Origin of the sequence: Acidovorax sp. 94 (genome assembly GCF_003634645.1) — a bacterium.
In the GTDB taxonomy this organism is placed as follows: Bacteria; Pseudomonadota; Gammaproteobacteria; order Burkholderiales; family Burkholderiaceae_C; genus Acidovorax; species Acidovorax facilis.
Genome location: NZ_RBJA01000001.1, coordinates 2,972,738 through 2,991,568, shown reverse-complemented (window position 1 = coordinate 2,991,568; position 18,831 = coordinate 2,972,738). Strand labels below are relative to the sequence as shown.

General features: G+C 64.2%; 16 protein-coding genes. 10 read left to right on the top strand and 6 right to left on the bottom strand.

The window, feature by feature from the left end:
* Window positions 1–113 precede the first annotated feature (113 nt).
* The 3 genes from C8C94_RS13750 to C8C94_RS13740 form a co-directional block, all read right to left on the bottom strand.
* Entirely contained in the window at window positions 114–1,919 is a 1,806-nt protein-coding gene (locus tag C8C94_RS13750; protein WP_121421108.1) for a M61 family metallopeptidase, read from the bottom strand.
* Between the two features lie 78 nt (window positions 1,920–1,997).
* A complete protein-coding gene (locus tag C8C94_RS13745) occupies window positions 1,998–2,726 on the bottom strand; it encodes a DsbC family protein (RefSeq protein ID WP_121421107.1) in 729 nt (242 codons plus the stop codon).
* A gap of 53 nt (window positions 2,727–2,779) precedes the next feature.
* Complete coding sequence (locus tag C8C94_RS13740) at window positions 2,780–3,913, bottom strand: FAD-dependent monooxygenase (protein ID WP_121422853.1); 1,134 nt, start codon at window positions 3,911–3,913, stop codon at window positions 2,780–2,782.
* Between the two features lie 90 nt (window positions 3,914–4,003).
* Between C8C94_RS13740 and C8C94_RS13735 the strand changes: the two genes are divergently transcribed.
* From C8C94_RS13735 to C8C94_RS13715, 5 genes are all read left to right on the top strand, one after another.
* Window positions 4,004–4,873, top strand: a complete 870-nt coding sequence (locus C8C94_RS13735; RefSeq protein WP_121421106.1) for an MOSC domain-containing protein — start codon at window positions 4,004–4,006, stop codon at window positions 4,871–4,873.
* 83 nt (window positions 4,874–4,956) lie between these two features.
* On the top strand, window positions 4,957–6,051 hold the full coding sequence (gene ychF / locus C8C94_RS13730) for a redox-regulated ATPase YchF (protein ID WP_121421105.1): 1,095 nt from the start codon (window positions 4,957–4,959) through the stop codon (window positions 6,049–6,051).
* A gap of 129 nt (window positions 6,052–6,180) precedes the next feature.
* The gene (gene rarD, locus C8C94_RS13725; protein ID WP_121421104.1) at window positions 6,181–7,059 is read left to right on the top strand and encodes an EamA family transporter RarD; all 879 of its coding nucleotides are present in this window, start codon (window positions 6,181–6,183) and stop codon (window positions 7,057–7,059) included.
* A 245-nt stretch (window positions 7,060–7,304) separates the two neighbouring features.
* Window positions 7,305–8,546, top strand: a complete 1,242-nt coding sequence (locus tag C8C94_RS13720; protein ID WP_121421103.1) for a diguanylate cyclase — start codon at window positions 7,305–7,307, stop codon at window positions 8,544–8,546.
* 140 nt (window positions 8,547–8,686) lie between these two features.
* Window positions 8,687–10,324, top strand: coding sequence for a bifunctional aminoglycoside phosphotransferase/ATP-binding protein (locus tag C8C94_RS13715; RefSeq protein ID WP_121421102.1), 1,638 nt, complete (start codon window positions 8,687–8,689; stop codon window positions 10,322–10,324).
* Between the two features lie 22 nt (window positions 10,325–10,346).
* Here C8C94_RS13715 and C8C94_RS13710 read toward each other — a convergent pair whose 3' ends face one another.
* Window positions 10,347–10,829: a YqaA family protein gene (locus C8C94_RS13710; RefSeq protein ID WP_055393381.1), complete on the bottom strand. Its 483-nt coding sequence runs from the start codon at window positions 10,827–10,829 to the stop codon at window positions 10,347–10,349.
* Between the two features lie 153 nt (window positions 10,830–10,982).
* Here C8C94_RS13710 and C8C94_RS13705 point away from each other — a divergent pair, with 153 nt between their 5' ends.
* The 4 genes from C8C94_RS13705 to purH all read left to right on the top strand — a co-directional run bounded on the left by C8C94_RS13705 (window position 10,983) and on the right by purH (window position 14,696).
* A complete protein-coding gene (locus C8C94_RS13705; protein WP_121421101.1) occupies window positions 10,983–11,546 on the top strand; it encodes a M15 family metallopeptidase in 564 nt (187 codons plus the stop codon).
* 161 nt (window positions 11,547–11,707) lie between these two features.
* Entirely contained in the window at window positions 11,708–12,754 is a 1,047-nt protein-coding gene (gene dusB, locus C8C94_RS13700; RefSeq protein ID WP_121421100.1) for a tRNA dihydrouridine synthase DusB, read from the top strand.
* Window positions 12,751–12,984, top strand: a complete 234-nt coding sequence (locus tag C8C94_RS13695) for a Fis family transcriptional regulator (protein WP_015015597.1) — start codon at window positions 12,751–12,753, stop codon at window positions 12,982–12,984. Before dusB ends, C8C94_RS13695 begins: the two co-directional genes overlap by 4 nt.
* Window positions 12,985–13,079: 95 nt before the next feature.
* Window positions 13,080–14,696, top strand: coding sequence for a bifunctional phosphoribosylaminoimidazolecarboxamide formyltransferase/IMP cyclohydrolase (purH, locus tag C8C94_RS13690; RefSeq protein WP_121421099.1), 1,617 nt, complete (start codon window positions 13,080–13,082; stop codon window positions 14,694–14,696).
* Between the two features lie 82 nt (window positions 14,697–14,778).
* On the opposite strand, the gene pobA is transcribed toward purH, so the two are convergent.
* Window positions 14,779–15,963, bottom strand: coding sequence for a 4-hydroxybenzoate 3-monooxygenase (gene pobA, locus C8C94_RS13685; protein WP_121421098.1), 1,185 nt, complete (start codon window positions 15,961–15,963; stop codon window positions 14,779–14,781).
* A 201-nt stretch (window positions 15,964–16,164) separates the two neighbouring features.
* Between pobA and C8C94_RS13680 the strand changes: the two genes are divergently transcribed.
* Window positions 16,165–16,944 carry an IclR family transcriptional regulator C-terminal domain-containing protein gene (locus C8C94_RS13680; protein WP_121421097.1) on the top strand — a complete coding sequence of 260 codons (780 nt, stop codon included), beginning with the start codon at window positions 16,165–16,167 and terminating at the stop codon, window positions 16,942–16,944.
* An 8-nt stretch (window positions 16,945–16,952) separates the two neighbouring features.
* Here C8C94_RS13680 and C8C94_RS13675 read toward each other — a convergent pair whose 3' ends face one another.
* Window positions 16,953–18,704, bottom strand: a complete 1,752-nt coding sequence (locus C8C94_RS13675) for an alkaline phosphatase (RefSeq protein WP_121421096.1) — start codon at window positions 18,702–18,704, stop codon at window positions 16,953–16,955.
* Between the last annotated feature and the right edge of the window lie 127 nt (window positions 18,705–18,831).

Genomic DNA, 18,831 nt, shown 5'->3' with positions numbered 1-18,831 from the left:
AATCTCCTGGGTTTATAGGTAGTTATGAAAGCACGAACGAATATACCCAAGCATGCCCGAACCTATGCGCTGGTAGGTAGAACACCGTACCAATCCGGTGTCATGTCCCTGGCTCAGTTCAACCAGCGCCCCAGGGTGCCAGCGTTGGCAATCGACAGGCTCACCGTATCTGGCACCGTGGCGGCGGTGGTGCGGGATGTCTTCTTGGGGGGCGTGGACGCACTGCGGGCCGACAGTTCGAGCGGCAATCGCAGCAGTCGGCCGTCCCGCGCCACCAGGGCCGTCAAGGATGTCTCGGTGCCAGCATAGAACGCCACATCTTCCAGCTTGCTGATGCGCCACCCCTGGCCTTTCACATCGATGCCCAGCCACTCATCGCCAGCCGCCATGCCCGCCTTTTCCGCAGGGCCGCCTCGCAGCACGGTCTTGATTTGCACGCTGTGGTTTTCTCCCACCCGCAGCCCCAGCCGCTGCGCCCATTGGGGGGTCTCCGCCTTGAGCAAAACGCCGTTGGCTTCCAGCAACTCTGCCAGCGGCAGTTCTGCGGTGCTGTGCACCCACCGCGCCACTTCTGTGTCGAAGGGCCGATCGGACAGTTCTTTCAATACTGCCAGCAAATCGTCTTGCGACATCGGGCCGCCCTGGCACCGCAGCCACAGCGTGCGCATGACCTCATCCAGGCTGGTCTTGCCTTCGCGGCGCAGGGCCAGGTCCAGGCACATGGCCACCAGCGAGCCCTTGGTGTAGTAGCTGACCGTCGCGTTGGGGGTGTTTTCGTCCTGGCGGTAGTACTTGACCCAGGCGTCAAAGCTGGCTTGCGCTACGGTCTGCACGGCCCTGCCTGGTGTCTGAAGCACCTGGTTGATGGTTTTGGTGATGAGCTTCAGGTACGCAGCATCGTCAATCAACCCTGCTCGGCGCAGCAGCAAATCGTCGTAGTAACTGGTAAAGCCCTCGAAAAACCACAGCAGCTCCGTGTAGTTTTCGCGGGTGTAGTCGTATTGGGCAAAATCGGCGGGGCGCAGCCGCTTGACGTTCCACGCGTGGAAGTACTCGTGGCTGATCAGGCCCAGCAGTGTGGTGTATCCATCACCAGTGCGGGCCTCATCGACCCGTGGCAGGTCGCGCCGGCCACAGATGAGCGCGGTGGAGTTGCGGTGCTCCAACCCTCCGTAGCCGTCGCCCACGGCGTTGAGCATGAACAGGTAGCTCTTGAAAGGCGCCTTGCCTTCGCCATGCCAGAAACGGATTGCGGTCTCGCAAATCTTCTGGGTATCTGCCAGTAGGCGCTTGCCGTCAAAAGAGGGCGCTGCACCAGCCACCACAAAGCGGTGCGGAACGCCGCAGGCCGTGAAGCGGCCTGTCCAGAAGAGGCCCATTTCCACCGGGCAGTCAACCAGCTCGTCGTAGTTCGCCGCAGCGTAGAGACCAAAACCCTTCTTGTCTGTCTTGACGGGGGACAAGCCGGTGGCCACTGACCAGGTGGCCGTAGCAGGCGTGCTGGCAATATCGAGCGTGTGGCGCTGCGTTTCCTGGCCCTGCACGCGCAGGCACAGGCTGGTGCCGTTGAAAAACCCGCGCGATGCGTCCAGCCAGGCCGTGCGCACCGAGGTGTCGTAGGCGCAGACGGCGTAGGACAGCACAAGGGGCTTGTTGGGGCTGCATTCAGCTTGCCACCGATGCTTGTCCAGTTGCGTGAGCTTCACTTCCCGCGTGCCCTGATGGGCTTTGAGCTCTTGCAGATTTTTGGAGAACTCCCGCACCAGATAGCTCCCCGGAATCCAGATCGGCAGCGAGACCTCTTGCTGCGCCGAAGGGTGGGGAATCGTCAGTGCAATGCGAAACAGATGACCGTGCAGGTCCGCTGGCTCAACGTGGTAGTGAATGGCGGCGGATTCTGGCTTGCGGGTTGAGGGCATGGGCAACTGCAGGTTCGGGCCTTGTGGTCAGATGGCGCGGCCCGTGGGAGCGGGGCCTGCGCGCATGCAAAACGCGTATTAGTTGGCGGCAGGGTTTTCGCTGCTGGCCTCGGCCAGGCGCTTTTCCACTTCCTTGGCGCCGACGGCTCCCGGCACGCGGGCGCCGTTGGCAAAAATCAGCGTAGGCGTTCCTGTGATCTTGTGCTTGCGGCCAAATGCCAGGTTGCGCTGCAAGGCGCTGGTATCGCAGCTCGCAGCAGGCACAGGCTTGTCGCGCACCATGAGATCCTGCCAGGCCGTCACCTGGTCTTTGGAGCACCAGATGTTGCGCGATTTTTCCGCAGAGTCGGGGCTGAGGATGGGGTACAGGAACAGGTACACCGTCACGTTGTCCACGTTCTGCAGGTCGCGTTCAAAACGCTTGCAGTAGCCGCAGTTGGGGTCCTCAAAAACGGCCAACTTGCGTTTCCCGTCGCCGCGCACAATGGTGAAGGCGTCTTTGAGGGGCAGTGCCGAGAACTCGACGGCTGTGAGCTTTGCAATGCGGTCTTCGGTCAGATTTCGGCGCACTTTCGTATCGATCAGTTCACCCTGGATCACATAGTTGCCCTTGGCGTCCGTGTAGAAAAGGTCCGTCCCGATGCGTACTTCGTAAAGGCCTTTCATGGGGGTGGGGCGCACCTCGTCAATCTTGTCCATTTGGGGAATGCGTTCGGCGAGCGCCTTGCGGATGTCCGCTTCTTGTGCGGTGGCGGCAAAGCCGGAGGCCAGCGCGGCGGCAGCGAGCAGGGTGGGAATCAGTTTCATGGTGTTCTCGTTAAAACGGTCTGGTGGCTTCCAGAGGGCGGCCACCGGTGTGGTCAGTAATTTCCCATGGCCTGGCGGGCCACGAAGTGCTTCAGCGGGCCGCTCAGTTCAAAGCCCTTCATTCCCCAGTTGCGCAGCGCCTGCAGCGGCCCTTCCTGGCGGGAGAAGAGTTGTTGCAGGCCATCCGTCGCCAATCCCATCGGCAGCAGGGCTGCCTTGCGCTCGCGCTCGTAGCCCCGCAGCAAACGTACATCAGCCACACTGCGCCAGTAGTCGCGCCCATGCAGTGCGCTGGCCAGGGCTTGGGCGTCTGCCAGTCCCAGGTTCAACCCCTGGCCTGCGAGCGGATGCACGTTGTGCGCCGCGTCACCAGCCAGCACCCAACTGCGCGGGTTTTTTCCGGTGGATGGCAAGCTGCCACACCAGCGGTCTGCTTTTGCAAGCTGCAGGGGCCAGGCTGCTCGTTCCGCACTGAGCGTCAGCGACCCCAGGGATTCCTGGCTGGCCATCTGGAGCTTCTGCGCGAATTCTTCAGGGGACAAGGCCATCAGCGGCGCGACCTGTTCCTGCAAGACGGACCAGACAACCGCCACGGAGTTCCCCTGCGGCCCGCCCAAAGGCAAAAAAGCCAGAATGCCGTCGGGCAAAAACCATTGCCGTGCCACCTGTTCGTGGGCGCGTTCACACTGCAATCGGGTGGCGATGGCGTGTTGCCCATACGGCGTCACCTGAAAACCCACACCAAACTCTTCGCGCGTGCTGCTGGCGCGGCCCTCGCACACCACGATCAGGGCCGCCGGCACGGGGGCATCGACCATTTCCACCTGGGGCTGGTAGCGCAGAGCTTCGGCGAGGCGGGCCTCCAGGGCGGGCACGTCAACGATCCAGGCCAGGGCTTCCACCCCTTGGGTGGCCGCATCAAAATGCACGGCGCCATCCCGGTCTCCCTGTACCTGCATGGATCGCACGGCTGTGGCGTGCTCTGCATCGGGCCAGCTGCGAAGCGATTCCAGCAGTTTGCGCGATGCTGCGTTCAGCGCATAGGCCCGCACATCGGCGGTTGCGGGGGCCTTCGGGCCGGGTGCAGGTAGCAGGGCCACTTTCAGCCGTTCGCGGGCCAGCAGCAGTGCCAGCGTCTTGCCCACAATGCCGGTGCCGCGAATACAGATATCAAAGGTTTGGGCCATGGCGGCATTGTAGGAGCGGGCCTGGGCCCTTGGGCGCGGTGCAAAATCGGGCTCGCTGTCCAACTGGTCATTTTTGAGGAGCACCTTCGCGTGAGTTTCCACCCTGATTCCGATCTGTCGGGCACCATCGCGCGCCTGTTTGTCTATCCCGTCAAGTCGTGTGCCGGCATTGAAGTGCAGCAGGCCTTGCTCACCGATACGGGGCTCGATCTGGACCGTGCCTGGATGGTGGTAGACGCTGAGGGCATGTTTGTAACCCAGCGCACGCTGCCGCGCATGGCGCTGATTCGCCCGCAGCTCAAAGGCGATGAGATGGTGCTGCGTGCGCCTGGCATGCTGGCCTTGCATGTGGCCATCGATGCGGTCGAGGCGCCCGCCACAGTGACCGTGTGGCGCGACACGGTGCCCGCATGGGACATGGGTGCCGTGGCGGCGCAGTGGTTTACGGACTTCCTCGGTCAGCCCTGCCGCCTTGTCCGTTTTGATCCTGAATACCGCCGCTTGTCCAGCATGGAATGGACGGGCGGTGTCGAGGCGCCGAACCAGTTTGCCGATGGTTTTCCCTTGTTGCTCGCCAGCCAGGCATCGATGGATGAGCTGAACCTGCGACTTCAGGCTGCAGGCCATGCCGCCGCTGGGATCGAGCGGTTTCGGCCCAATGTGGTCCTGGCCGGGGTGGACGCACACGACGAGGACCGAGTGGATCTGGTGCGTGTGGATGCGCAAGAGGGTGAAATCCACCTGCAGCCCGTCAAACCCTGTTCGCGGTGCCCCATTCCTGACATCGACCCCGCGACAGCCGAAAGCAACCCATCGGTGGGGGACACCCTGCGGACCTATCGGAAGGACCAACGGCTCGATGGCGCCATCACGTTCGGAATGAATGCCATCGTGCGCCAGGGGGCGGGCCAGATGCTGCGCGTGGGTCAGCGGGTGGCGGCCAATCTGCGCTTCGACTGACGGTGTGAACATGGCGTGAAAGGGTGATAGCTGGCTGGCCCGTAAAATCGGCGGTTTGTCTCCGAAATCCAGAAAGCCCTGCCATGAGCCTCCAATGCGGCATCGTGGGCTTGCCCAACGTCGGCAAGTCCACCCTTTTCAACGCGCTGACCAAGGCCGGCATCGCCGCCGAAAACTATCCGTTCTGCACCATTGAGCCCAACGTGGGCGTGGTGGAAGTGCCTGACCCCCGCCTGCAGCAGCTCGCCCAGATCATCTCGCCCGAGCGCATCGTGCCCGCCATTGTCGAGTTTGTGGACATCGCTGGTTTGGTGGCCGGTGCCAGTCAGGGTGAAGGCCTGGGCAACCAGTTCCTGGCCCACATCCGAGAAACCGACGCCATCGTGAACGTGGTGCGCTGCTTTGAAGACGACAACGTGATCCACGTGGCTGGCCGTGTGGACCCGATCTCGGACATCGAGGTGATCCAGACCGAGCTGTGCCTGGCCGACATGGGCACCGTCGAAAAGGCGCTCAATCGCTACACCAAGGCTGCCAAGTCGGGCAACGACAAGGATGCCGCCAAGCTGGTGGCGCTGCTCACGCGCATCCAGGCTGCGCTCAATGAAGGCAAGCCCGCCCGCTCGGTCGAGATCACCAAGGAAGAGCAGCCGCTGCTCAAGTCCTTGTGCCTGATCACAGCCAAGCCCGCGATGTTCGTGGGCAACGTGAGCGAAGACGGCTTTGAGAACAACCCTTTCCTCGACCGCCTCAAGGACTACGCTGCCAGCCAGAACGCCCCCGTGGTGGCCATCTGCGCCAAGATGGAAGCCGAGATGGCTGAAATGAGCGACGAAGACCGAGACATGTTCCTGGCCGAAATGGGCCAGACCGAGCCCGGCCTCGCACGCCTGATCCGCGGCGCCTTCAAGCTGCTGGGCCTGCAGACCTATTTCACTGCGGGTGTGAAGGAGGTGCGCGCGTGGACCATCCACATTGGTGACACGGCACCCCAGGCGGCCGGCGTGATCCACGGTGACTTCGAGCGCGGCTTCATCCGTGCGCAGACGATTGCCTTTGACGATTTCATCGCCTACAAGGGTGAGCAGGGTGCCAAGGATGCTGGCAAGATGCGCGCCGAAGGCAAGGAATACGTGGTCAAGGACGGCGACGTGTTGAACTTCCTGTTCAACGTCTAAAAATCACTGAAAACACCATCGGGTCATGGCCCGGTGACCCGCATCCCTGCAGGGCCCCTGGCATGCAGGGATTTTTTACGACCGTTTGGCAGGGGTGTTGTCCACGCATTCTCCTGAGCATCGATTTATATGAACACTGGAATCCTCTACGCCGCCCTGGCTTACATCGCCTGGGGTCTGTTCCCCCTGTATTTCAAGCAGGTGGCAGACGTGCCCTCGCTGGAGGTGGTGATGCACCGCACACTGTGGTCGCTGGTGTTTGTATTTGGCGTATTGATGGTGCGCAGGCAATGGTCGTGGATGGGGGCCGTGCTGCGCCAGCCCAAGGTGCTGGCGGCATTTGGTCTGTCTGCGATGCTGCTGTCGGGCAACTGGCTTACCTATGTGTGGGCGGTGCAAAACCAGCACGTGGTAGACGCTAGCCTGGGCTATTTCATCCTTCCGCTGGTCAACGTCGCGCTGGGCTTTGTATTTCTGCGTGAGCGGCCTCGACCGGGCCAATGGATGGCGGTGGCCGTGGCTGCCGCTGGCGTGCTGTGGCTGGCGGTGCAGGCTGGGCGCCTGCCTTGGATTGCACTGGTGCTGGCCTTGAGTTTTGGCTTCTATGGGTTGTTGCGCAAGGTTGCTGTGCTGGGCGCACTGGAGGGTCTCGCGCTGGAGACGCTGGTGCTCGCGCCGGTGGCCGCCGTTGTGCTGGGCTGGTGGGCGTGGCAAGGCCAGGGTGCGCTGGTGCAGGGCACGCCCGCCACCGTCGGCTGGCTGCTGCTTGCGGGCCCCATGACGGCAGTTCCGCTGCTGCTGTTTGCGGCGGGTGCGCGCCTGATCCCCATGTCCACCTTGGGCATCCTGCAGTACATCTCGCCCAGCCTGCAGTTTGCGCTGGGCGTGTGGTTGTTCCATGAACCGTTCGAGCCAGCGCGCCTGGTGGGGTTTGTCTTGATCTGGGCGGCGCTGCTGGTCTACAGCATGGAAGGCTGGTGGACGCGCCGGCGGGTTGTAGTGGTCTGAAGAAGGGCCGTGTTCTCCCCGCACCGCATGCGTGGAACCGGGGCTGGGAGTCTTTTCGATGGGCTCGCGTCGCATTCATTGCACAGATTTGCTGCGCCGCTGGTGGCGCTACTGGAAAACACGGAGCGCGAGGGTGTCAGTTCTGCGTAAGATGCGCGGGCTCGTCTGCCGGGTGTTGGTGCCTGCAGCCTGCGCATTTCGGTGAAGCATCACCCGAACGAACCCGGGCTCAGGCCTGCCTCCACATGTTTTTTGGTCGCAAGAATCCGTTTTCGGCGACGGACGCCTTTCCCCTGTCCGACGCTGTCATGGAGTTCGATGACTCGTCTTCAGCCATGGTGCGCCCGGCCCGCCGCGCGCTGGATGGAATGGGGCCGCGCAGCGGGCGCAGTGCGCGCGAAAAATGGTTGCTGGCCGCAGGGCTGATGGGGCTCTATGCGCTGGCGATGCTGGGGTTTTGTGCACTGGGCATGGTGGACCTCCAGGTGCTCGCCGTGTTGGGCGTGCTGGTGGCGGTGGTCTGCGCGACCTTCTGGGGCATTTTCAACACGGGCTTGCACAAGAATGTGCGGCATCGGCACCTGAAGCTGGCCATGGTGGCTACAGCGCTCGCGTGCATGCTCGGCATTGTCTACCTGGCGCCCGTCACGCAAATCCTGTTGGCGCCATTCACCTTTGTGGCCGTGGCCTATGGCATTTTCACTGTGCCACGGCCCACCCTGCTGGCACTGGCGGCCTGCATGTTGTCCCTCTATGCCGGGGTGGTGGGGCTGCACTACCTGGAGCAGCAGAACAATGCCCTGCTGCGCCTGGAGGCATTGCATTGGGTGGCTCTGGCGGTCTCTTTGCCCGCCTTCATTGCCCTCATGGGCCGGGTGCAGCGCCTGTACCGCAGCCTCTACCATGCAAGCCGCAAGATCAAGAACATCCAGGAAGACGCCCAGCGCGATCCGCTGGTGGGATGCTTCAACCGCCGCTACGTGTTGGCCGCGCTGGAAGAGCAAAAACAGCTGGCCGACGAAAGTGGCATCCCGTTGTGCCTGGCCGTGCTGGACATTGACCACTTCAAGCGCATCAACGATGAGCTGGGACATCTGGGGGGCGACGAGGTGCTGCGCACCTTTGCGCGCATCGCGCAGCAGGGCGTGCGCGGGGGCGATGTGTTTGGCCGGTATGGGGGTGAAGAGTTTCTGCTCATCTTCCCTGGCACTTCGTTGCTGCCTGCGCTCAATACCTGTGAGCGCATTCGCGCGCAGGTGGAAACCCATGCCTGGACCGGATTGCTCAAGGGCCGGGTGACGGTATCGGTCGGGGTGACGCAGTATGTGTTGGGCGAGTCGGTGCTGGAGTTCTTCTCGCGGGCCGATACCGCCATGTACATGGCCAAGGAAGGCGGGCGCAACCAGGTGGTGGTCGAGGAGCCAGTTGCCAAAGGCGATTCGCAGCTGTCGGACTTGTCGATCTCCAGCAGCAACGCTTTCCTGTAGCTGCTGGCCGTTGTTTGCGCTGGCCGGGTTGACAAGCGGCCTTCGGTGTTCACACTGAACGCCTGTTCCCATCCCCCGCGTTGGGTGGCATGGCTGCCTTTCGCGCTTGCGCGTTGGTGCCTTTCCCCCGCGTCCGTTCCATGCCCTTACCCACCGACCTGTCGGCCGAATTCGCCACCGCCCAGCAGCGTGTGCGTCTGCTGCAGCAACAACCGCAGGCTTTTCCCCACCCTGTAGAGCGCGTGGAATGTATCGAGACCCACATCTCCTGGGTGCTGCTTGCTGGTGACTTTGCCTACAAGCTCAAGAAGCCCTTGCAGCTGGATTTTCTCGACTTCAGTACCCATGCCCTGCGGCACGCCGCCTGCGAGGAGGAGCTGCGCATCAATCGCCGCACGGCGCCGGGCCTGTACTTGGGCCTTGTCGGTTTGGTGGGTCAGGTGAATGCTGGGGCGGATGGCGCCCCCACCGCGCTTCAGGTGGTGCCGTGGAAAGACGCTCTGCCAGGCGCAGAGCCCGTCGTGTGGATGCGACGTTTTGCCCAGGACGCACTGCTCGCCGCTGCACTGGATGCGCGTCGCGTGTCGCCTGTGCAGATCGACCAGCTGGCGTGCCATGTGGCGCAGTTCCACGACGCAGCCGCCATCGCTGCAAGCACCGACAGCTGGGGCACGGCGGCAGCGGTGCAAGCGCCAGTGGATGACTGTGTGGCGGCTCTGCGCGCACCCGTGGCAAGCGCGCTGCCCGGTCAGGGCCCCCTGCTGGCGCAGGTGGTCGGCTGGTGCCGGCACCAGGGGCGGGCCCTGGCCACCGCGTTCGAGGCACGGCGGGCAGCCGGTCGGGTGCGCGAATGCCATGGCGATTTGCATCTGGCCAACATTGCACTCATCGATGGCAAGGCCCAGCTGTTCGATGCCATCGAGTTCAACCCCGCCTTGCGCTGGATCGACTGTGTGGCCGATATCGCCTTTGTGGTGATGGACCTCGCGGCCCATGGCCGGGCCGATCTGGCCTGGCGGTTCTTGAACCGGTGGCTGGAGCACACGGGAGACTACGCGGGCCTGTCCGTTTTGCGGTACTACGGCGCCTACCGCGCGTTGGTGCGGGCGCGGGTTGCTGCCCTGCGGCTGAATCCAACCTGCGGTGATGGCAGTGCGCAGGCTGTGCAAGCCCTGGAGGAATATCTGGAACTGGCGGCGGGTTTTGCGGGGCAACGGCCTGCGCGCTGGCCGGTGGCGCGCCCTGCTGCGTTGTGGCTGGCCCATGGCTTTTCGGGGGCGGGCAAGAGCACCCATGCGCTGACCCTGGCGTGCCAGCGTGGATGGGTGCGCGTGCAGGCGGATGTGGAGCGCAAGCGCCTGTTCGGCCTGGCGCCTAATGCTTCCAGCGACGGCGTACCTGGCGGCATCTACACCGCCGAGGCTACATTCCGCACGCACCAGCGGTTGGCGCAAGTGGCGCGCGAGGTGCTGGCGGCAGGCTACTCCGCGATCGTGGATGCCACCTTGCTGGACCGCGATGCCCGCGCGCTTTTCCTGGCCCTGGCCGATTCTGTGCAAGTGCCCTGCCACATCCTGTCGTTCGAGGCCCCCTTGCCGGTGCTGCGGGAGCGTGTGCGCCAGCGCGCGCTGGCCGGAGCCGGTGCGTCAGAGGCGGATGTGGCGGTGCTGGACGCCCAGTGGGCCCGCGCCCACCCGCTGCAGTCCCACGAAGAGGCGATCACGCTGCACGTGGACACCACGGTGCCCGTCTACTGGGACCGTCTATTGCCGCCCTGATCCCGGTGCCTTCGGCGGGCCACTACATCGCCAGATGCCCTGGCATGAAGTACAGCAACACGCTCGTCATAACCAGGTAGCGGAAGAATTTGCCCACAGCCATATAGGCCAGGCAAGGCCAGAACGGCAGCTTGAGCCAGCCTGCCACAGCACACAGCGGGTCGCCCACCACGGGCAGCCAGCTCATTAGGCAGGCGGGGGCGCCAAAGCGCCGAAGCCAGTTCAGCGCGCGAACTTCAGTGGCATTGCCACGGGCCTTGTCCACCACCTTGTGAGCGCCCAGGCCCATCCACCAGCTCACACCACCGCCCAGCGTGTTGCCAACCGTGGCCACCAGGATGGCGGGCCAGAAGAGTTCAGGGTTGATCTTGATCAGGCCGAACACCGCAGGCTCCGAGCCCAAAGGCAGCAGCGTGGCGGAGATGAACGCCACCACAAAGACCGTGCTCAGGCCGAACTGCGGCAGCGCAAGCCATTCCAGCAGCTGGTGCATCCAGATTTCCATAGGGGCCAAGTGTAGGGCGGCGCAGCCGGTGCTTTGGTGCCATGGGGCGCTGTCCTACGCCGGGCTGCGCCATCTGCGCATGGCTTGCAAGGGGCTCCTTTCTTATCGTGGTAACCACACCGTCCCCCGAAAAATTCCCAAGGAGGAGGCAGCATGCAACGCTTTGAACCCCACGTCTTCCCCAGCAGCACCGCTCTGGCTGGCGCGCCTGTTGGCCTGCGCTGGCTGCCGCTGGCCCTGGCGCTGCTGATGGCTGCCTGTGTGCACAGCCCACAGGCAGCGGTGCCTGAACTCCAACCCGCTGAGGTGCATGTCGCCAGCCCTTGCCGCGAAACACCTTCTGCGCGCGCCGCCTTGCAGCGGGTGGGCCAGGAATTGCAGGCGCAGGGCATGGTGTTGCAGGCTACCTGCCCGGCCACTGGCGGCGGCTGGGTGGTGCAGGTGCGTGTGGTGGACGGCATGAAGGCCAGCAAGGTGGTGCGCGGGCCACTGGCCGATGGGCACGATGTGGACATGGGAACGCCTGCGGGTGCGGCGCTGGCAGGTGCAGAGTCGGCCGCCCAGGGCTTCTCGCCCGATGTGCTGCACAACCGCGCCTGGCTGCGTGCGACGATGGCCCGCCACCAGTTTGAAAACACCCCCGATGCCTGGTGGCACTATGCGCTGCGCGGCGCTGCAACGGTGCACACGGCGGACGCTGACCTCGCCGCGCGATGACCTTGCTCCCTGCGGGGTGGTACTCGCCCCGGCTGCGCGTGAGGGTGACAAAGCCGTCCGATTTTCAGCGGTCGAGATATTTCATTTGCTGAAATTTTGAGCAGGTACAATCCTGCCTCCTTTTTCAGCATCTGCTGCTGCCTCCCTATCCCACCCCGCCCATGCACATCGGCCACATTCCTTTGGCGAACCGGTTGTTCGTCGCCCCGATGGCGGGCGTCACCGACCGGCCGTTCCGCCAGCTGTGCAAGGCGCTGGGTGCGGGCTATGCGGTGAGCGAGATGGTGACCTCGCGCAAGGACTTGTGGAACAGTCTCAAGACCTCGCGCCGGGCCAACCATGAAGGGGAGCCGGGGCCCATTGCCGTGCAGATCGCCGGCACCGATGCGCCGATGATGGCTGAGGCTGCGGTCTACAACGTGGAACGCGGCGCGCAGATCATCGACATCAACATGGGTTGTCCGGCCAAGAAGGTGTGCAACAAATGGGCGGGCTCCGCCCTGATGCAAAACGAGGCGCTGGCGGTGGAGATCGCCGCTGCGGTGGTCGAGGCCTGCGCGCCTTTCAACGTGCCTGTCACGCTGAAGATGCGCACCGGCTGGTGCCAGGAGCACAAGAACGCCGTGGCATTGGCGCGGCAGTTTGAAAGCGTGGGCATCCAGATGCTCACCGTGCACGGCCGCACGCGCGAGCAGGGCTACAAGGGCCACGCGGAGTACGACACCATCGCAGCCGTCAAGGCGGCGGTGAAGGTGCCCGTGGTGGCCAACGGCGACATCACCTCGCCCGAAAAGGCGCGCGACGTGCTGGCCGCCACTGGCGCCGACGCGATCATGATCGGCCGCGCCGCACAGGGCCGACCATGGATCTTCCGCGAGATCGGCCACTTTCTGGCCACGGGCGAACACCTGGCGCCGCCGCTGGTGGCCGAGGTGCGCCGCCTGCTGCTGGACCACCTGCAAGACCACTACAGCCTGTATGGCGAGCTGACCGGGGTGCGCAGTGCGCGCAAGCACATTGCCTGGTACCTGCGCGCGCTGCCGGGCGGCGAGGCCTTCAGGCAACACATCAACACGATCGAAGACTGCACCACGCAGTGGCAGGCCGTGGCCGACCACCTGGACGCCCTCGGGCAACAGATGGACCGGCTGCCTGCTGCCACCGACGTAGACGCAGAACCAGAAGAACAAGAGGGATTGGCTGCATGAGCAAGAAACACATAGAAGAATGCGTGCGCGAGAGCCTGCAGGGCTACTTTCGCGACCTGGGCGGCGAGACGCCCGATGGCATGTACGACATGCTGGTGCGTGTGGTCGAAAGGCCGCTGCTGGAAGTCGTGATGCAGCAAGCCGACAACAACCAGTCCCGCGCGGCCGAATGGCTGGGCCTGAACCGCAACACGCTGCGCAAAAAGCTCGTCGAGCACAAGCTGCTCTGACGTCATTGTGTTGTTTGCTATCTAATTTGTAGCTGCTTGCGCTTGATAGATAAGCGCTAGAGCCTGTTTTTATTCAAACTCTCCCCTCCCACACCATGAACGCACTTCTCTCCGTCTCCGACAAGACCGGCATCGTCGAATTCGCCCAAGCGCTGCACGCGCTAGGCATCAAGCTCCTGTCCACCGGTGGCACCGCCAAGCTGCTGGCCGACAAGGGCCTGCCCGTGACCGAAGTGGCTGAGGTCACCCAGTTCCCCGAGATGCTGGACGGCCGCGTGAAGACGCTGCACCCCAAGGTGCACGGCGGCCTGCTGGCGCGCCGCGAGCTGCCCGAACACATGGCAGCGTTGAAGGAACACGGCATTGACACCATCGACCTGCTGGTGGTCAACCTCTACCCCTTTGAAGCCACCGTGGCCAAGGCCGGCTGCACGCTGGCCGACGCCATCGAGAACATCGACATCGGCGGCCCCGCCATGGTGCGCAGTGCCGCCAAGAACTGGAAGGACGTTGGCGTGATCACCTCGGCCGACCAGTACGACGCCGTGCTGGCTGAACTCAAGGCAACCCATGGACAAGGTTCTTGCAAGCTCAGCGACAAGCTGCGTTTTTCGCTGTCGGTGGCTGCGTTCAACCGTATTGCGCAGTACGACGGCGCCATCAGCGACTACCTCTCGTCCGTCACGTTCGAAGAAGAAAAACTGTCGGAAACCTACGTGCCCACGCGCACCCAGTTCCCCGGCCAGAGCAATGGCATCTTCACCAAGGTGCAAGACCTGCGCTACGGCGAAAACAGCCACCAGCAAGCCGCGCTGTACCGCGACCTGTACCCCGCGCCTGGCTCGCTGGTCACCGGCGTGCAATTGCAGGGCAAGGAGCTGAGTTACAACAACATCGCTGACGCTGATGCGGCGTGGGAATGCGTGAAGAGCTTTGACGCCGCGGCCTGCGTGATCGTCAAGCACGCCAACCCCTGTGGCGTGGCCGTGGGCCTGGACGCGCTGAGCGCCTACAGCAAGGCCTTCCAGACCGACCCCACCAGCGCTTTCGGCGGCATCATCGCGTTCAACCGCGTGGTGGACGGCCCTGCCGCCCAGCAGGTGAGCAAGCAGTTTGTCGAAGTGCTGATGGCGCCTGACTTCACTGCCGAAGCGCTGGAGATCTTCAAAGCCAAGGCCAATGTGCGCCTGCTCAAGATCGCGTTGCCAACACACGGGGGCAAGACGGACTGGGAACGCGGCCGCAACGCCATGGACGCCAAGCGCATCGGCTCGGGCTTGCTGCTGCAGACCGCCGACAACCACGAGCTGTCGCTCATCGACCTCAAGGTCGTGACGAAGAAGCAGCCCACGCTGGAAGAAATGGAAGACCTGCTGTTTGCCTGGAAGGTGGCCAAGTACGTCAAGAGCAACGCCATCGTCTTCTGCAAGGGCGGCATGACCATGGGCGTGGGCGCTGGGCAAATGAGCCGCCTGGATTCGGCCCGCATCGCCAGCATCAAGGCGGGTCACGCAGGCCTGACGCTGCAGGGCACCGTGGTGGCCAGCGACGCCTTCTTCCCCTTCCGCGACGGCCTCGATGTGGTGGTGGATGCGGGCGCCACCTGCGTGATCCAGCCCGGTGGCTCCATGCGCGACAACGAAGTCATTGACGCCGCCAACGAGCGTGGCGTAGCCATGGTGTTCAGTGGCGTGCGCCACTTCCGCCATTGATTCGACCGGCGGGCACCCAACAAAAAGCGGCTTCCAAGGAAGCCGCTTTTTTTTATGTCCGTTGTCAGGATGAAGGTGAGGTTCAGGTGCCGAAGTTCATCGGCAGCCCCACATAGTTCTCCGCCAGCGAGACTGAGGCCGCGCGCGAATTCACCAGGTAGTCCAGCTCGGCCTCCTGAATTTTCTGGCCAAACTCGCCCGTCTCGGGAAAGCGGTGCATCAGCGAGGTGAACCACCACGAGAAGCGCTCGGCGCGCCACACGCGGCGCAGGCAGCGGTCGGAGTAGGTGTCGATGCCCACGGCGGATTTCTCTGTGTAGAACTCGGTGAGCGCGGTCCACAGGTAACCCACGTCGCTTGCCGCCAGGTTCAGGCCCTTGGCGCCCGTGGGCGGCACGATGTGGGCCGCGTCGCCCGCCAGGAACATGCGGCCAAACCGCATGGGCTCGGCCACAAAGCTGCGCAGCGGGGCAATGCTCATCTCCAGCGCCGGGCCTGTGACCAGATTGGCACGTGCCTCAGGGTCCAGGCGGTTGCCCAGCTCGGTCCAGAACTGGTCGATGGTCCAGTTGTCGATCTTGTCGGTGTTGGGCACCTGCACGTAGTAGCGGCTGCGGGTGGCACTGCGCATGCTGCACAGCGCAAAGCCGCGCTCGGTGTTGGCGTAAATCAGTTCGTGCGAGACGGGCGGCACATCGGCCAGCACACCCAGCCAGCCGAAGGGGTAGACACGTTCGTAGGTCTTGAGCAGGTTGGCCGGCGCGCTGGCGCGGCACACGCCGTGGTAGCCGTCGCAGCCTGCGATGAAGTCGCAGAGCACCTCGTGCGTCTGGCCGTCCTTCTCGTAGGTCACGCGGGGGCTTTGGCCGTCAAAGTCGTGCACGCTCACGTTGTTGGCGTCGTACACCGTGGTCAGGCCTTCCGCTGCGCGGGCGTCCATCAGGTCGCGCGTCACTTCGGTCTGGCCGTACACCGTCACGCGGCTGCCGCCGGTCAGGTCGTGCAGGTCGATGCGGTGGCGCTGGCCCTTGAACAGCAGCTCGATACCATCGTGGGGCAGCCCTTCGGCATGGGCGCGGGCACCAACGCCAGCCTTGTCCAGCAGGTCCATGCTGACCTGCTCTAGCACACCTGCGCGGATACGGCCCAGCACGTAGTCGGGGCTGCGCTGTTCGATGATGACGGCGTCAATGCCGGATTTGTAGAGCAACTGGCCGAGCAGCAGACCGGCGGGGCCTGCGCCGATGATGGCAACCTGGGTACGCATGGTGGACAACCTCACAAAGGCGTTAGAAAGCGGTAAAGGAACAGGGCCAAGCGTAGGTTGATCCATGTCAATTGAAGCCCGGCCCACGCCGCTATCGTGCGATTGATGGATCTGATGTGCGATCATCGCGCAATCTTCCATAGCCTCGGCTCACCTCCAGTCTTCGACCGGGCGTCCGACCCCAGGCGCCCCAGGCAAACCATGACCACCGTACCCATCGCCAAGGCAGATTTGATCGAAGGCATGGCCAAGGGCATGGCGGTGTTGGAGAGTTTTGACACGGAGCGCCAGCGGCTCAATGCCACACTGGCCGCGCAGCGCACGGGTCTCACGCGCGCGGCAGCGCGGCGGCACCTGCTGACGCTAGCGCACCTGGGCTATCTGGAGACGGATGGCAGCTACTTCTGGCTGGCGCCCAAGGTGCTGCGGTTTTCAGGCAGCTACCTGGCCTCAGCCCGGCTGCCGCGGGTGCTGCAGCCCACGCTGAACCGGCTGGCGGCCCAGACGCAGCAGTCGTTTTCGGCCGTGGTGCTGGATGGCAGCGAGGTGGTGATCGTGGCGCGCAGCGGGGTGTACGGCGCGCCGTCGCGCGTGCTGGCCTATGGCCTGCACCTGGGGGCGCGGCTGCCGGCGCACCCCACGTCCACGGGGCGCGTGCTGCTGGCGGCATTGCCTCCTGCGCAACTCACTGCGTGGCTCAAGGCCTGCTCACTGCACCGCCTCACGCCCCACACCATCACCCAGGTCGGCCCGCTGCGGCAGGTGGTTGCCAAGGTGCGGCGCGATGACTATTGCCTGGCGGTGGAAGAGCACGAACTGGGCGTGCACGCGCTGGCCGTGCCCCTGCGCAATCTGCAGGGCGACACGGTGGCGGCGCTCAATGTGGTGGCGTCACCCAAGCAGGTCGACGAGGGCAGCCTGCAGCGCGACCTGCTCCCGCTGCTGCAGGAGGCAGCCCGCGAATTGCGGGGGCTGCTGTAAGCCTGAGCTTATGCCGCGACAATGCGCCCCGTGCCCGCCGCGCCCGCTAGCACCTTCAGAGATTTGTCGGTGCTGGCCGTGTAGTTGCGACTGGTGATGGTGCTCACGTACACCCAGTCGGCGCGGCACTCAGTGGCGGTGGCAGTCAGCACCATGTAGCCACGGCGCGAGGTATCGCAGTACTTCAGCGGCGCGATGAGCTGCTGCAGCGCACCGGCCAGTGTGGCGGGGTTTTCGTTCGGCAGGTATTCCTCAAACCCCGGCGAGGTGACGGACGAGGTGGCAAATTCCACACCCACGGCATTGCCGCTCATGTCCCGCAGCTCGTTGGCCCAGGCGTTGTGGGTGTCGCCCGACAGCACCACCAGGTTCTTGCCCAAGCTGCGCGAGGTGGCCAGCACCGTCTCGCGTGCCACCTGGTAGCCGTCCCAGGCGTCCAGGTTGTAGGGAATGGAGGGCTGCGCCAGGATGGCCTGCTCGGCCGGTGTGAGACTGGCGGGCGCTGTCTGCGCGCGTCCCACCAGGGCCGCGTACTGGCTGACGGTGACGCCTGCGCCGGGTTGCAGCGTTTCCATCAGGATGGGCGCTGGAATGTTCATGTGACCCATCAACACCTGCTGCCCCAGCACCTGCCAGGTAGCGCTGGATGTGGCCATCTGCTGCTGAAGCCACTGTGTCTGCGTGGTGCCCAGCAGCTGGCGACTGGTGCTGCCCACGGCGGCGGTGAATGCGGCAGCGTCAAAGCCGGTGGCAGTGAAAAACTGGCCGTAGTCGAGCTGCTCATCACGTGCCACCACGCGGGTGTCGAGCATGTGCAGCGCCACCAGGTTGCCAAAAGCAAAGCTGCGGTAGATCAGCTCGGTCTGCGCGTTGCGGGTGGGCATCCACTCGTGGTACGCCTGCATGGCCGCGGCTTTGCGCGCGCTGAAACTGCCTTCGGTGGCGCTCTGGTGGTTTTCTGCGCCGTTGCTCCAGGTGTCGTTGGTGATCTCGTGGTCGTCCCACACGGCGATCATGGGGGCGGCTGCGTGCAGGTCCTGCAGGTCGGAGTCGGTTTTGTATTGGGCGTGGCGCTGGCGGTAGTCGGCAAGGCTCAGGATCTCGTGGGCAGGCTGCGACAGGCGCCCCAACGCGCCTGCGTTGGCTGACGCATATCCACCCCGGGCATATTCATAGACGTAGTCGCCCAGGTGGACGGTGGCATCCAGGTCATTGCGGCGGGCCGCGTCGGCATACACATTGAAGTAGCCGGCGGGGTAGTTGGCGCACGAAAACACGGCCAGCTTGACCTGCGCCACGCTGCCGGTGGGCAGGGTGCGCGTGCGGCCGGTGGCGGTGTGGGCAGCGTACGCACGAAAGCGGTAGTAGTACGCAGTGGCCGCCTTGAGCCCGGTGGCATCGACCTTGACGGTGAAGTCCTTGCTGGCCAGCGCCGTGGTCTTGCCTTGGGCAGCGATGGAGGTGAAGTTGCTGTCTGTGGCAAGTTCCCATTCGACAGGGATATCGCTGGTGTGGCCAGCAGGTGGGGTCACCCGTGTCCACAGCATCACGCGGTCGGCCAGCGGGTCGCCGCTGGCGATGCCGTGTGCAAACTGCACGGCAGGCGCATCGTCATCGCCGCCGCCGCAGGCCGCCAGCGGCAGGGTGCCCAGCGCGGCTGCAGCCATGCCGAGCTGGCGCACGAAGCGCCGCCGCCCGGCATCGGCCTGCGCAGCGTCGCGGAAAGGGTGGGAGGTAGAGACGAGGGGTTTGTGTGCCATGGCGCGGGTGGTGTGGGGTAAAACACCCGAGCCTGCCCGCATTGCATGACGGCCGCGTGAAGCGAGGGCGCTGCGCCCTCTGCTACAAAAAAATATCAATAAAAAAGCCTCTAGCGCTTGGTAGTAA